The organism is Nonomuraea sp. AD125B, assembly GCF_041402765.1.
Lineage (GTDB): Bacteria > Actinomycetota > Actinomycetes > Streptosporangiales > Streptosporangiaceae > Nonomuraea > Nonomuraea bangladeshensis.
Genome location: NZ_JBGLOU010000010.1, coordinates 171,594 through 187,126 on the forward strand (window position 1 = coordinate 171,594; position 15,533 = coordinate 187,126).

The following is a 15,533-nucleotide window of genomic DNA, read 5'->3' on the forward strand; positions in this document are numbered from 1 at the left end:
CGCCGCAGCGTCCTCGCCTATGCGAGAAAGCCGCCGTCGACGTTGAGCACGGCCCCGGTGATGTAGGAGGCGGAGGGACCGGCGAGGAACGCGATCGGGGCCGCGATCTCCTCGGGACGGGCGTAACGGCCGAGGGCGATGCCCGGGAGGAACCCGGGCGCGTACACGCCGTCGGCGGGGTTCATGTCGGTGTCGGCGCAGCCGACCTGGACGACGTTGGCGGTGATGCCCCTGGGCGCGAGGTCCCGCGCCACCGCCCTGGTGTAGGCCGCCGCGGCGCCCTTGGTCGTGGCGTAGTCCGCGACGCCCGGCCATCCGGCGCGCACGCTGACCACGGAGCCGACCGTGATGATCCGGCCGCCGTCCTCCATCACCCTGGTCGCGGCGCGGATGGTCGCGACCACGCCGCTGTAGTTGACCGCCTCCTGGTGGGCGTACGCGGCGGCGTCGCCGGCGGGCCCGCCGACCGGGCCCAGCACGAAGACGGCGGCGTTGTTCACCAGGATGTCGAGCCGGCCGAAGCGCTCCACGACCGCGCCGATCAGTGTCTCCACCTGGCGAGGGTCGGCCTGGTCGGCCCTGAACGCCGCCGCGCGCACGCCCTTGGCCTGGAGCTCGCCCACCACCGCCTCGGCCTTGCCGGCCGAGGTCGTGTAGCTGACGGCCACGTCCGCGCCGTCGCCGGCGAGCGTGCGGGCCGTCGCTGCGCCGATGCCGCGCGATCCACCGGTGACCAGCGCGACCTTGCCTGTGAGTCCGTTCATGCTGCTGCTGCCTTTCTCCCGGTCTGCTCGCGGGAGGCTGGTTCCTACGGTGGTGCCGGGACGGGAAAGCCGGGCGCCGACCCGGCGCCCGGCTTCCTCCGGCCGGTTCAGGGGTGCTCTGGCCGGGCCGGGAAGGACCCGAGGTGGTCGAGGACCACCGCCGCGAGGTCGCCGATCGAGCGGCCCTGCAGGAACACCGCGGTCGGCAGGGTGACGTCGAGGTCGAGCGTGACGCGGTTGCGCAACTGGACCGCCATCAGGGAGTCGAGGCCCAGCCGGTGCAGGCGCTGCGCCGGGCCGACCTGCTCCCGGGGAAGCTGGACGATGTCCGCGATCTGGGCGCAGAGATAGGCCGTGACGAGGCGTGCCGCGGCTGCGGCGTCGTGCTCGGCGAGCATGCCGCGGGTCAGCCGGGATGCGTCGGCGGCGTCCGGTGTGGAGTCCGCCACGAGTTCGCTGAAGAGAGAGGAGGAGCGCAGGGCGGGGAAGTAGTGCGTCCATATGACGGGGTCGAAGGACATGACGCCCGCCTGGGCGGGCGGGTCCGTGAGCAGGCGCTCGAGGGCCGTCAGGGCGTCTGCGGGATCGAACCCGGCGAAACCGCGCTGATCCAGGCGGAGGTCCTTGCCGGCCTTGGCGACCTGTCCCGTGCCGCTCCACTGCCCCCAGTTGACGCTGAGGGCGGGCAGGTCGTTCGCCCGCCGATGCCATGCCAGCCCGTCGAGGTAGGCGTTGGCGGCCGAGTAGTTGCCCTGGCCCGGCGAACCGATCAGGGAGGCCGCGGAGGAATAGAGGAGGAAGAAGTCGAGGGGCAGGTCGCGGGTGAGCTCGTGCAGGTTCCACGACCCGTCCACCTTGGGCGGCATCGGGGTGAAGAAGCGGGTGCGGTCGAGTTGCGCGAGCGTCCCGTCGTCGAGGACGACGGCGGAGTTGACGACTCCGCGCAGAGGCGGCATGGTCCGGCCGATCTCGTCGAGCAGGCCGGCCAGCCGAGCCCGGGAGGTGATGTCGGTCGCGGCGAGGTGGACGCGCACGCCGTGGTCGGTCATCGCGGCGATCCGATCGGCGGCCTCGGCCGGCGCGCCGGTCCGGCCCACGAGTACGAGGTGGCGGGCGCCGTGCCGGACGAGCCATTCGGCGGTGAGCAGACCGACGCCGCCGAACCCGCCGGCGACGAGGTAGGTCGCGTCGGAGCGGACGGGGACCTGACGCGCGGCGGGCAGCGGCCGGTGCCGGAGCCGCGCGGCGTACCTGCGGCCGCCCCGCAGGGCGATCTCGGTCTCCGCCCCGTCGGCGCTGATCTCGGCGTGCAGGGCGCGAAGCTCGTCGGGGCCCGGGTCCGGGGAGAGGTCGACCATCGAGCAGCGCAGCTCGGGGTGCTCGTAGGGAACCACGCGGCCGAGGCCCCATACGGCCGTCTGTCCGGGGTCGACGTCGCCGGTCCCGTTCGGGGCCTGCGCGGCGGTGGTGACCAGCCAGAGGCGGGAAGCGGGCTGCAGGCCGAAGGTGGTCATGGCCCTGACCAGGCACAGCACGTCGAAAGAGCTCTCCAGGGAGCCCGTTCCCCAGCCGGGGGCGTCCGCGGCGGCCAGGTGCACGAACGCCTTCGGCGGCCAGAGGCCGTCGAGCTCCCGCTGCTCGACGAGCCTCTTCCAGTCGGCTTCCGACGCGGGATCCAGCTGGTAGTGGTCGGGGCCGAGTCGCCGGTAGCCGTCGCCCGGCTGCACCAGGACGGTGTGATCCCCGCGTGCGGCGAGAGTGGCGCGCAGCCGGGCCCCGAGGGCGGAGCCGTCGGCCACGACCAGCCAGTTCGCCCGCTCCGCCGCCGGGCCGGTGAGCGGTTCCAGCTCCGTCCACTCCACCCCGTGGAGCAGCCGCCGCGCCTTCTGCTCGGCGACCTCGGGCGGATCCGTGACCAGCCTCCTGAGCCGGAAGCCCTCGACGGTCGCGAGCGGCCGGCCGGTCTCGTCTCCGATCAGGACGTCGAACTCGACCAGGTCGTCGTCGAGCGGCGCGGACGTCCGCACGGCGCGCGACCACAGGCGGCGGCCCGCCTCCGGCCGGGCGTGCACGCGGCAGCGCGCGGTGCGCACCGGCAGGTAGGTGTCCTGTGCGGCGCCGGTGTCGCCGAGCAGGGTCATCACCGGCTGGAGGGCCGAGTCCAGCAACGCCGGATGGAAGACGTAACGTTCCAGGTCGCCCGCGATGTCGTCGTGCACGGTGAGCTCGGCGGCGACGGCTCCATCGGCCCGGCGGAGGGCGGCCACGCCCGCGAACGGCCCGGTCTGTTCGATGCCACGATCATGCTGGGCCGCGTAGTGCGCGGCCACGTCGACCGGCTCGGAGTGACCGGTGAGGTCGGGCACGTCGGCCACGCCGTCCCGCGGGTCAGGCGGGCACGGGCGCAGCAGCGCGGCGGCGAGCCGGATCCACTGCGCGGGCGCGCCGGGGGAGGAGCCGGGTTCGGCGGCGAAGCACGCCCAGCGGCGGCTCCCGTCCTCGGCCGCCGCGTCCAGGCGGGCCTGCAGGCGGCGGGGGGTGTCGGCGGTCAGGAACAGCGCGCGTTCCATGAGCAGGTCCTCCACCTGGAAGGGCTGGTCGGGACAGGCGTCCTGGCCCGACGCGAGAGCGAGCTCGTGGTAGGTCGTGCCGGACAGCATCGGCATCCCGTGCACGCGGTGGTCGTTCAGGTAGGGCAGCCGATCGAGGTCGAGTTCGAGGTCCCACAGCAGGTGGTCGTCGGGCGCCAGCCGCAGCGGCGTGCCGGTGATCGGGTGGCCGGTGCGGTCCGGGCCGGCGGGCCCACGTGCGGCCCGTGCCGGGTCGGCGTGTCTCCAGTGGCGCCGGTGCTGCCACGGGTAGCCCGGCAGGGCGACGTGGTGCGGGCCGTAGGGCTGCATCAGGGCGAAGTCCACCTTGCGGCCGGCGACGTACAGCTCGGCCGCGGCCTCCAGCAGGGAAGTACGGCCGGGCGTGTCACGGGTGAGGGCGGTGACCACGATCCCGTCCCGGCCGGTGTGGTGCAGGTTCTGCCGGACCGCCCTGGCCAGCAGGGGATGAGGGCTGAACTCGACGAAGGTGTCGAACCCCGCCTCGGCCAGCTGCTGGACGGCGTCGGCGAACAGCACCGGCTCGCGCAGGTTGTCGACCCAGTAGGCGGCGTCCATGTCCCCTCCCCGCAGGAAGCGGCCGGTGACCGTGGAGCACAGCGGGATGTCGCCCTCTCGGGGGCGCAGGGGGGCGAGAAGCTCAAGGAGGGGCTCGCGCAGCGGATCCATCTGCGGGCTGTGCGAGGCGAAGTCCACCTGCACCCGCCTGCCGAACACGCCCTCGGCGTCCAGGTCGCGCAGGATGGCGTCGATCTCCCGCGGCTCGCCGGCGAGCACGCACGAGGTGGGGCTGTTGCTCACCCCCACGACCACCCTGCCGCCGTACCCGGCCACCCGCTCCCGGGCGCGCTCGTACGGCAACTCGACGGCGGCCATCGCGCCGTGCCCACCGGCGATGGAGCGGGCGAGCCCGCTGCGGCCGCAGATGATCCGGGCGGCGTCGTCGAGGTCGAGGATCCCGGCCACGTGCGCGGCGGCCACCTCGCCCATCGAGTGCCCGATCACCGCGTCGGGTTCGAAGCCCCAGGAGCGCCACAGGCGGGCGAGCGCCACCTGCACCGCGAAGATGACCGGCTGGGCCACGTCCGCCCTCGTCAGCCGGGAGGTCTGCGGAGCCGCGGTGAGCTCGTCGGTCAGCGACCAGTCGACGTACGACCGCATGGCGCGCTCGCACGAGGCGATCGTCTCGGCGAAGACCGGTTCGCTGTCGAGCAGGTCACGGCCCATGCCGGCCCACTGCGCCCCCTGCCCGGGGAACACCCAGGCGGTCCGGCGCCGCTCCGCCGTCCGGCCGGTCTCGGTCTCGCCGCTGTACGTCCCGTCCGAGGGGCCGTCCGCGGCGAAGGCGTCCAGCCTGGCGGCGGCCTCCTCCCGGGTGCCCGCGACCACCGCGCACCGGAAGTCGTGGTGGGTGCGCCGTACGCCGGCCGCGGCGGCGACCTGCTCCAGCGGCGCGGAGCCGGTACGCAGCAGGTCGCGGTAGCGTCCGGCCAGGGCGGCCAGCGCCTTCGGGTTGCGTGCGGACAGCGGCAGCAGGACCGGGCGGTCGTCGCCTTCGGCGGGCGCCTGAGGTGTGGCCGGCGGCTCCTCCACGACGATGTGGGCGTTGGTGCCGGTGATGCCGAAGCTGCTGACCCCGGCCCGCCGAGGGCCGGACCCCTCCGGCCACGGCCGGCCCGTGTCGCAGACCCGCACCCGCAGGCGGTCCCAATCGATCGCGGGATTGGGGATGGTGAAGTTGAGGCTGGCCGGGAGCCAGCCATGCTTGACGCACAGCACGCTCTTGATCAAACCGGTCACGCCGGCCGCGCCCTCGGTGTGGCCGAGGTTGGTCTTGACCGAGCCGACCAGGAGCGGCCGATCGGCCGGCCGGCCCCGGCCGAGGACCGCGTCCAGAGCGGTGATCTCCACCGGGTCGCCGGCGCTGGTGCCGGTCCCGTGCGCCTCCACGTACGCGACGCTCAGCGGGTCCACCCCCGCGTCGCGGTAGGCCGCCTTCAGCCCGGCCGACTGCCCGGCGATCTGGGGGGCCATGAAGCTCTCCCCGTGGCCGTCGTTGCTGGCGGCGCCGCCACGCACCAGGGCATGGATCCGATCGCCGTCGGCCAGCGCCCGCGTGAGGGTCTTCAGCACGACGACTCCCGCCCCCTCGCTGCGGACGTAGCCGTCGGCGCGGGCGTCGAAGGTCTTGCACTGGCCGTCCGGCGCCATCATCGACCCCTGCGAGAACCCGATCGCGTGGTCGGGGGTGAGGATGAGGTTGACCCCGCCGGCGAAGGCCAGGTCGCATGATCCGGCACGCAGTGACTGCACGGCGAGCTGGATGGCCACCAGTGAGGAGGAGCAGGCCGCGTCGAGGGCCACGCTCATGCCCGACAGGTTCAGGGCGTAGGAGATGCGACCGGCGTTGCCGCCGCGGGTGCTGCCCGTGACCGTGTGGACGTCCAGCTTGTCGGGAACACCCGATTGCCGGTCCCAGTAGTCGCTGGTGATGACGCCGGTGAAGACCGCCCCGGTCAGGCCGGGCATCTGGTCGAGCGTGAGGCCGGCGTCCTCGAACGCCTCCCAGGCCACCTCCATCATCATGCGGTGCTGCGGATCCATGGCCGCGGCCTCCCGCGGCGAGATGCCGAAGAACTCCGCGTCGAACTGGTCGACGCCGGTGACGAACCCGCCGTAGCGGGACGACAGCTTCCCCGAGGTGCCGGGAACCGGGTGGTAGACCTCCTCGACGGGGAAGCGGTCCGGGGGGACCTCGGTGATCATGTTCTCCCCGCGGCGGAGCAGTTCCCACAGCTCCTGCGGGGAACGGGCGCCGGGCAGCCGGCAGGCCATGCCGATCACGGCGATCGGTTCGGAAACGGGCTGAGCTTCGCCGATCGAAGTCATCCTGGAGGCCCCTTTGTTGCTGGTGACGGAAAGCTGAGGAGTCCACGGGCGCACACCGGAAGGCGGCGCGGTCATGGAGAGCACGGGGTGGGGGCGAGGCGAGCCTGTCGTGCCGCCGAGCAATGCGCCGACGGAGGTCTCTCCCCTGGAGCAGTCCTCCGGGCACGGACCACGATGCCCGCCGGCACAGGGAAACGGCTTGGGGCTCTTGCGGACAAGCAGATGACCTTGTCAGCGGCCGGGCGCACCTGGTCACAGGTACGTCACGGTGCTGCTGCGCGGCGAGTCCGGAGGCCCGGCCCGCCCGGCGCCGTCGGCAAACGAATCCCAGGACGCCCAAGGACGACAAGCGGATCGTGAGCGCGGCGGCTCAGCCTGACGGGGTCTCAACCGATCGGCTCGGCACTCCGGGCCGAGCCGTTTCACAAGGAGAGTGACGATGCCCTTCATCGAGCCGGGACTGAGCCTCAACCACAACGAGACCGTCCTGCGGGAGGACCGCCCCCAGGACGACGCAACGCCCGGCCTGATCATGAATCACAACGAGACCGTCGTGACGGACACTCCTGGCCTGAGCCTCAACCACAACGAGACCGTCCTCGCCTGACCCGCATGTAGCAGTCCGAGGCGGGCGGGCCGGCGCTCCGGCGCGAACGCCTCCCGCCCGCCTCGGACCCAGGAGAAGGCGAGAACGACAGATGCGATCGGTGCCGGTGCGCGGCCTGATTCCACAACTTCCCCAGCGGGCGTGGCTCATCCTCGGCGGCGACGCCGTCTCCGCGCTCGGCACCGGGCTGACCCTCCCCTTCTTCCTCATCTACCTGAATCAGGTGCGCGGGATCGAGCTCGGCACGGCCGGGCCGATCCTCTCGACGGTCGCGGCCATGGGACTCGTCGGAAATCCCGTCGGCGGCCTGCTGACGGATCGCTTCGGAGCGCGGTGGCCCGCCGTGACCGGTCTCGTCCTCGCGGCAGCGGGCACGGCGGCGATGATCGGTGTCAGGTCGGCCTGGCAGGGATTCCTCGCGGCCGGCCTGTACGGGCTCGGCGCCGCGATCACCGAGCCGTCCTTCCAGGCGCTTGTCGGCACGTCGGTTCCCACCGACCGGCGCTCGCAGGTGTTCGCCGTCCGGCACGCCTCCCTCAACGTCGGGCTCAGCGCCGGGGGGCTGCTGGCCGCGTTCACGGTGACTTTCTCCTCGGCCCAGAGCTTCGTCACCATCTATCTTCTGGACGCGGCCACGTTCCTCGTCCTCGCTGTCGTGATCTCCCTGGCGACGCGCGGACACCGGCCGGCGTCGCCGGTCGCCGCCGGCGACCGGCGAGTGCCGCCGGAGCCCCGGGCAGCCCGTGGATACCGGGAGATACTCACCGACCGGGTCCTGCTGCCCATCTGGTTGTCGGTGGTGGGGGTGTTCGCCTTCGGGTACGCACAGCTCTACAGCGCGTACCCGATATTCGCCACCCGGACCGGCGGGCTCGACGCGGCCGGGCTGCAACTCACCCTCGTGGTGAACACGGTCACGGTCATCCTCGCGCAGCTCGTCGTCCTCCGCCTCATGGACGGCAGACGCCGCACCCGGGGGTTCGCGCTCTCCGCCGCGCTGATGGCCGCCGCGTGGCTGATCGTGCTGTGGGCCGCGACGGGAACGGCCGGATCGTCCGCGCCGGCCGGCTTCGCCGTCGCGATGTTCGTGTTCGCCGTCGGGGAGACGCTGCTGTCCCCGACCCTCCCGGCGATCGTCAACGACCTGGCTTCGGACGCGACGCGCGGCCGGTACAACGGGGCCTACAGCCTCGCGGGGACGGCCGGGGTCGTCATCGGACCCGCGGTGGCGGGGACCGTGCTCGGCGCCGGTCACGGACCGGCTCTGTTCGCCGGCATGGTCCTGGTGCTCGGCCTCGTCGCGCTGCGGGCGTTCCGGCTCGAACGCCTCCTGCCCGCCTCGGCGAACCTCGTCGCCGCGGCCCCGGCCGGCTCCGCCGTCCAGGTGGGACGGGGAGAGGGGACGCGTGATGGATGACGGCCCCCGGAACGGCGTGACGGAGCCGGCCGGGCCGGACGCCCGCCTGCTCCTGCTGACCGGGCTCGGGGAGTCGCTCCGGCGAAGCGGCCGCTACCGCGATGCCGAGACGACGCTCAGGAACGCGCTGGCCCTCGCCGAGGAGTCCTTCGGCCCTGACTCCCTGGACGTCGGGCGGGTCTGCAACAGCCTCGGCGTGCTCTACAAGTACATCGGACGATTCGACGAGTCCGAGCGGTCGTACCGGCGCGCGCTCGGGATCGTCGAGGCGCACCTCGACGTGGCGCACCCCTTCGTCGCCGACATCAACCACAACCTCGGCGGGCTGAACCACGCGCGCGGGACGCACGCGCGGGGCGAGCCCTTCGCCCGCCGGGCGCTGGAGATACGGCAGCGGGCATGCCGCCCCGACCACCCGCAGGTCGCCGCCGACAAGGCGGCGCTCGCCGCGATCCTGCACGAGCTCGGCCGGGACGAGGAGGCCGAGCGCCTGTTGCGCGACGCCCTCGCCGTCTTCGAGAGGGAACTCGGGGCCGATCACTACGAGGTCGCGTCCGCCCTGAACAACCTCGCCGCCATCCAGTACGCGAGGGGAGAGCTGGACGCGGCCGAGTCGGCGTACCGCAGGGTCCTCATGATCAAGGAGACGCTGCTGGGCCGGTCTCACCCCGAACTGGCGGTGGCACTGAACAACCTCGCCATGACCGTCTGGAAGCGCGGCAGGCCGCGGACGGCCGCGTCGATCCTCCGGCGGGCGGTCGCCCTGCTCCACCACGAGGTGGAGCGGGAGCAGCCGGTCCGGCTGGCGTGCCTGCGCAATCTCGATTCCTGTACGCGGTCACTGGAAGGCGGAACGGTCGCCGACGACGCACCGCCAAGCTGACCGCCGACGGTCCCGGGGTCAAGCCGGGATGAGCTTTGACAAGGAGGCCAAACGAGCCACAAGGGCGATGGGGCACCCTGATCGCTGTCCCGCGGATCCGGCACCGCGACACGCAGCGCCGGCAGTCTGCGGAACCACCAAAGGCGGGCCCTCGCCTCTACGTCCCCCCGGCCGCGCCTGGTGCGCGGCCCTGCTCTGGAGAATCTTCCTTGACGTGGTTACTCAGCCGCGCCCTCGCGAGGCGGGCGGCGATTCCCGCGCTGGCCGCGATGCTCAGCACCCTCGCCGTGCCCGCGCCCGCGAGCGCCGCACCCACACCGTCCCCGGCCACTGCGGCCGCGTCCGCCGATCCTCCGGCCAAGATCACGGATCTCGGCTCCCTCGTGGGCACAGGCGGTACCGTCACCGACGTCAACAACAAGGGTGACGTCACCTGGGCGGTCGGAGACCCCCATTGGGACAACGGTCGTCCTCAGGCCAGGCTGTCCTCCGCCGGATCTGTGACGGATCTTCATGCGCTCCTCGGCCTCGACCCCAGTAAGGACGTGAGCACTCCCTGGGAGGTCAGCGACGACGGCTCGGTGGTCGTCACCACGTACGGCTACAAAGACGACGTCGGACAGAAGGTGTATCTCGTCAAAGCCGGCAAGATCACCCCCCTGGGCAAATGGGCGGTCGCCATCAACGACCGCGGTCAGGTCGCGGGCGATCATGTACGCGATCCCGACGGCTCCGAACTCAAGCTCGAAGCGTTCAAGGGTCAGTACGTGGAGGCTTCGGCGCTGAACAACTCCGGGTCCGTCGTCGGCTGGGCCGACATGGACCCCGGTGCGCCCACCCTTCTGCGTGCCTTCCGGAGCAGGCCCGGCGAGCCTCTCGATCTCGACCGGGACGAGCTCGAGGTTCCCGGCGCCTACAAGACCCGGGCCCTCGCCGTCAACGACAAGGGTGAGGCCGCTGGCTACGTGGACGAGAAGCCGTGGGACATTCCCATCATGTGGGACAAGAACGGAGGGTCCCACAAGCAGGACATTCCGGATGCGTACGGCGGCCAGGTAGAGGCGATCAACGAGGCCGGCGTCGGCGTCGGGATGATCAACATCAGGGAGGACAGCGGCAGCTACTCCGCCCACGCCGCTCTGTACCAGGGCGGCGTGGGAACCGATCTGAACACCCTGTTGCCGCCGGGTTCGGACTGGACCCTGAAGGATGCCACCGGCATCAACGATGTCGGCCAGATCGTCGGCATCGGCCGGCCCGCGGGATCGGACGTGGACCACGCCTTCCTGCTCGACCTGGGATCCCAGAAGGTCCGGATCGAATCGCTGGAACTCGACACCGTGGTCTACCCCTCCAACAACTGGGTCCCGGTGCCGGAGCGGGGGACGGTCGAGGGCAACCTGGTCCGTGCCACGGTCACGCTCCACAACCCCAACGACATCCCGGTGCGCCGGACGCTGGAGGTGGTCGAGGACGGGACCGGGAAGGTGGTGCGTGACGGCCGGTTCGAGGTGACCATCCCACCGAAGGACACGGTCACCAAGCGGGTGTCCTGGGATACCACGGGTCTGGCCTGGCATGATGGTCAGCCGTCTTCGAACCGCTCGGTGACCGCCCGGGTCCTCAAGAACATCGAGGATGAGAGCAAGGCGACCAAGCCGATCGTCATCCGGCCGCTGCCTGTGGTGATGGTGCACGGCTGGAACAGCAGCGCCCTCACCTGGAGCAAGTACTCGGCGTTCCTGAAGTCCGCGCATCCGCTCTTGACGGGCAAGGCGGCCGGCACTCTCAGCACCGGCATCAAGGCCCTTCCGAACCTGCCGACCTATCCTCTGCCGTTGAACGCCGCGATGCTGAGCCAGACGATCGACGAGGTACGCACCGCCGAGGGCGCGCACCATGTGAACCTGATCGCTCATTCGATGGGCACGACGATCAGCCGTGAGTACATCGCCCGGGAGATGAAGCCGGTCGAGGACGGCAAGCCGGTGGTGCGCCGCCTGATCGCGATGGGCGCCCCGAACGCGGGAAGTCCTTGTGCCGACAAGCTGGTCCAGTTCATGCAGAAGGCGAACGAGCGCATTCCTTGGTATCCCGCGACGTGGGAGAACACCATGGAGTACATGCAGCATGAGTTCAACCCGAAGACCACGAATCTGAAGGGTGTGCTGTTCTCCAACCTGGTGGGCACGGGCAAGCCGCTCGCGTGCGGGTGGAGGTTCGGCGGGGACAAGGTCCCCGAGCCCGATGCCGATGTGCGCAACGACGGTGACAGGGTCGTGCCGGCGTGGAGTGCCCGACACGGGGTCGAGGACACGCCGACCATGGAGATCGCCCACACGAGCATGACCGGCTCGCAGGAGGCCTTCAACGACTACGTCAGGCCGCGGCTCGTGTCGTTGCTGTCCGATGACCTGCCCGGGCTGCGTGGGGCGGCTGCCGCTGCCGGTGAGGAGAAGGCCGAAGCCACCGCCGGTGGTGAGAGCTCGATCTTCGCCTCGCTCGAGGCCACGGTGGAGCCGGGCAAGACGGCGAGCGTGCCGGTGGAGGTGCCGGAGGGCACCGAGTTCGGCGTCGTCGGAACGCTGCCGGAGACGGTGGGGCTGGCGCTGCGGGACCCGTCGGGCAAGGTGGCCGCGCAGTACGCGGCGGGCAGCGAGGAGGCCATGGAGGTCGTCCAGGGGCTGAGCGTCGATGCGCCGCAGGCGGGGGCGTGGAAGCTGGAGATCACCAACACGGGTCCCGAGCCGGTCAAGGCCGAGCTGGGCGCCTGGATCGTGGACAACCCGGTGAAGGTGACGGCCACGGCCGAGGCGTCGCAGGACGGCAAGGTCGCGGTGAAGGCGGCCGTGACCGACGGCGGCCAGCCGGTGGCCGGGGTCGCAGTGCGGGCTGTCCTGACCCTGGGGGACGGCACCCGGAAGGAGGTGCCGCTGAAGGACGACGGGAACAGCGGGGACGAGGCCGCCGACGACGGCAGGTACGGCGGTGTCACCGAGGAACTGGCCGACGGCTCGTATCCGGTCACGGTCGTGGCCGGGACCGGTAAGGGCGAGCGGTCCACGCTGGTGCCGGTGACGGTGGCCAAGCCGGACACCCGTGAGTTCGCGCTGAAGTTGTCGGCCGGGCCGGGTGGTTCGGTGTCGGCGTCGCCGGCGCAGGACACCTACCCGGCCGGGACGAAGGTGAAGATGACCGCGACCCCTGAGGAGGGGTACCTCCCGATCGCATGGGTCATCGATGGTCAGGAGCGGGGCGCGGGTGAGCTGACGGTCACCATGGACGGCCCGCACACGGTGGAGGCCAGGTTCGGCGCCTACAAGGTGACCGAGATCGGCGCGCTGCCCGGCTACACCGCCGATCGGACCGAGGCGGTGGCGCTGAACGACCGTGGTCAGGTCGCGGCCACGGTGGGAACCTCCGGTGGCGATGACCGGCGGGCCGTGCGCTGGGAGGCCGGTGTGTTCACCGACCTGGGCGGCCTGTCGTGTGAGGGTTCGGGCAAGGCCCGCTGCCCGTCGGGCGCCACGGGCATCAACGAGGCCGGGGACGTGTCCGGCTGGGCCGAGAAGTGGGAGAACAACGGGTCCTGGGAGCATGCGGTGGTCTACCGCGGCGGTTCGGTCACCGACCTGCATCCGGGGCACGAGCCGTCGACCTACAGCTTCGCAGAGGATCTGAACGACAACGGTCAGGTGCTCACCGCTGTGGACAGGTGGCACGACATCACCTACGGCTACTTCGGGATCTGGGAGCGGAGCGGCTTCGAGCGGATCCCCGACACGCCGCTGCGCTTCTTCGGCGGTGCCGTCAACGACCGGGGCGTCGTCGCCGGTTCCGTCGTGAAGGAACGGGACCCCCGTGGCAACGTCGTCGATCGTGAACCGGCCGTTCACGCCAACGGTGTGACCACGCTGCTGGAGATCCCCAAGTGCACGACGGACGAAGGCGCCGCCGTGGACGTCAACGCCGGCGGCCTGCTGGTCGGCTACGGCACGTGCACGGCGGACGGTAATTACACCCAGCATGCCTATACGTGGAAGGACGGTCAGCGCACCGACCTGGGTGAGGGCAGCGCGGTCGCCGTCAACGATCACGGTGTGGTGGTCGGCTACCACGGCGCGCACGACTCCGCGAGGCCGGCGGTGTGGGTGGATGGTGCGCGTTACCACCTGGACGACCTGCTTCCCTTGCCGAAGTGCGTCGGGAATGTCATGCCCTGCATGGGCGTGACCTCGATCGCGGACGTCAACTCCTCGGGCCAGATCCTGGTCCGCGGGTTCGTCAAGGATGGGACTTCGCAGGGGGATCGGTCTTACCTGTTGACTCCGTCCACTCCACGGGCGGACCTGGAGGTCACGCACAAGGTCTCGCCGGCCGTGCTCGGTCCGGGTGCGACCGTCACGTGGACGAGCACCGTGACCAACAAGGGCTCCGACACCGCGACCGGCGTCCAGCTGGATGTGGTCATCCCTGCGGCCGCCGAAGGGGCGGTGTGTGAGACCTCGCGGGGTCTGTGCACCCCGTTCAAGAGCGGCGGCGGGTTCCGCAACACGGTGAAGGTGTTGGAGCCGGGCTGGAGCGCCACCGTCACGGTGACCGCCACCATCCCCTCCTATGTCGTCGACGGTGTCGAGATCAAGACCTCGGCGACGGCGCACACCGTCGATGTGACCGATCCCGCGAGGGGCAACAACAAGGCCGAGGCGACCGTGACGGTCCGCCACGCGTTGAACCGCACCAAGCTCACCTTCGATGATCCTGTGCGGATAGGGGCCACCAGCCTCCCGCTGGAGGTGAAGCTGACCAACCCCGGCACCGCCGACATGCCGGTCACGGCGGTCACGACCGATGGCCCGTTCGGGCAGACCAACGACTGCCCTGTGTCGCCCAAGAAGCTCGCGCCGGGGAAGTCGTGCACGATGTGGGTGACGTTCAGCCCGACGCAGTTGGGGGCGGCGAGTGGGAAGCTCGCCGTCATCACCGATGGTGATCAGCCGTCGTACGTGATGACTCTGGCCGGTCGGGGGATCGAGAGCAACGCCGATCCGGTGGTCGGGGCCCCGGCGGGTGAGTTGACGGGGGTGGTGGGTCAGCCGTTCACGTTCACGGTGCCCTACACCGACGGAGACACGGGCGACACCCACACCGCTGAGATCTGGTGGGGCGCGGAGTGGGGTGACTGGGAGCCCCGAAGCGAGGTCAAGGTGACGCCGAACGCCGGTGGTGGTGGCGGCACTGTCACCGTGACCGGGACGTTCACGGCCCCGACCGAGGGGCGGGCCCTCGTGATCGTGACCGACAACAAGGGCGGCTACGGCGTCAGCGAGGAGGGCATCCACTACGTCATCGAAGCCCCGCCGGCCGCTAACATCGCCCCGGCGGCGACCGCGGGCGGGGATGTGAAGCTGACGGTGAACGAGAAGCTCCAGCGGGCGGTGACCTTCTCCGACCCCGGTTCGGCCGCCTGGACGGCGAACGTGGACTACGGCGACGGCACCGGCCCGGTGGCGGTGACCCCCAAGGGCGGCCAGATCAGCCTGGAGCACCTGTGGGCCACGGCCGGGACCTACCCGGTCACCGTGACGGTCCGCGACAACGGCGGCCTGCAGACTGCGGCGAAGTTCACCGCCACGGTCGTCGCCGGCGAGACGCCGGACCAGGCGCCCAAGGTGAAGCTGTCGGGGCCCGGCAAGGTCACCGAGGGCGGCACTTGGCAGGCGACCGGGTCGCTGACCGATCCCGGGTCGAAGGCGTGGACCGCGAGTGTGGACTACGGCGACGGCACCGGACCGCGGCCGCTGCCGGTCGAGGGCGAGAAGCTGAAGCTGGAGCACGTGTTCACCGACAACGGTGAGCGCACGGTCACGGTGAGGGTCACCGACGATACGGGCGCCACCGGCACCGCGCAGCTGAAGGTGAACGCCGCCGGCGCCGCCCCTGTGGTGAAGCTGGCGGAACCGGCCGCCGAGACCGTGGTCGTGGTGGGCACCCCGGTCACGCTGAAGGCGTCCTTCACCGACCTCGGCACCGCCGACACCCACACGGCCGTCTGGACCGTCGACGGCCGGAAGGTCGCCGGCGCTCTGGCCGAGCGCGAGGGCGAGGGCGGCACCACGCGGACGCACACCTTCACCAAGCCCGGGCGTCACCCGGTCACGGTGACGGTCACCGACGACGACGGCGCCGCCACCAGCAAGAAGGTCTACGTGCTCGTTCAGGCCAAGGGCGCTCGCTGAGCGGTGAGGGCCGGCCCTCCAGCCAGGCACCGACCGTGAAGGCCGTCATCCGGATCGGCGACGACCACAGCTGAGTGTGCCCGCGGGCTTCCGCCACCCAGGCGGAAGCCCGCGACTCAGCCCTC

6 protein-coding genes are annotated in these 15,533 nt (G+C 71.4%); 4 read left to right on the forward strand and 2 right to left on the reverse strand.

The window, feature by feature from the left end; all coding sequences use genetic code 11:
* Positions 1-17: 17 nt before the first annotated feature.
* A complete protein-coding gene (locus ACBR40_RS26390) occupies positions 18-764 on the reverse strand; it encodes an SDR family NAD(P)-dependent oxidoreductase (RefSeq protein ID WP_371250473.1) in 747 nt (248 codons plus the stop codon).
* A gap of 107 nt (positions 765-871) precedes the next feature.
* Positions 872-6,262: a type I polyketide synthase gene (locus ACBR40_RS26395; protein ID WP_371250474.1), complete on the reverse strand. Its 5,391-nt coding sequence runs from the start codon at positions 6,260-6,262 to the stop codon at positions 872-874.
* Positions 6,263-6,701: 439 nt separating this feature from the next.
* Here ACBR40_RS26395 and ACBR40_RS26400 point away from each other — a divergent pair, with 439 nt between their 5' ends.
* From ACBR40_RS26400 to ACBR40_RS26415, 4 genes are all read left to right on the forward strand, one after another.
* Entirely contained in the window at positions 6,702-6,869 is a 168-nt protein-coding gene (locus tag ACBR40_RS26400) for a hypothetical protein (RefSeq protein ID WP_344219486.1), read from the forward strand.
* A gap of 91 nt (positions 6,870-6,960) precedes the next feature.
* Complete coding sequence (locus tag ACBR40_RS26405) at positions 6,961-8,286, forward strand: MFS transporter (protein WP_371250475.1); 1,326 nt, start codon at positions 6,961-6,963, stop codon at positions 8,284-8,286.
* A complete protein-coding gene (locus ACBR40_RS26410) occupies positions 8,279-9,169 on the forward strand; it encodes a tetratricopeptide repeat protein (RefSeq protein ID WP_371250476.1) in 891 nt (296 codons plus the stop codon). The genes ACBR40_RS26405 and ACBR40_RS26410 overlap by 8 nt, the downstream gene beginning before the upstream one ends.
* 209 nt (positions 9,170-9,378) lie before the next feature.
* A complete protein-coding gene (locus tag ACBR40_RS26415; protein ID WP_371250477.1) occupies positions 9,379-15,408 on the forward strand; it encodes a PKD domain-containing protein in 6,030 nt (2,009 codons plus the stop codon).
* The last annotated feature ends 125 nt before the right edge of the window (positions 15,409-15,533 follow it).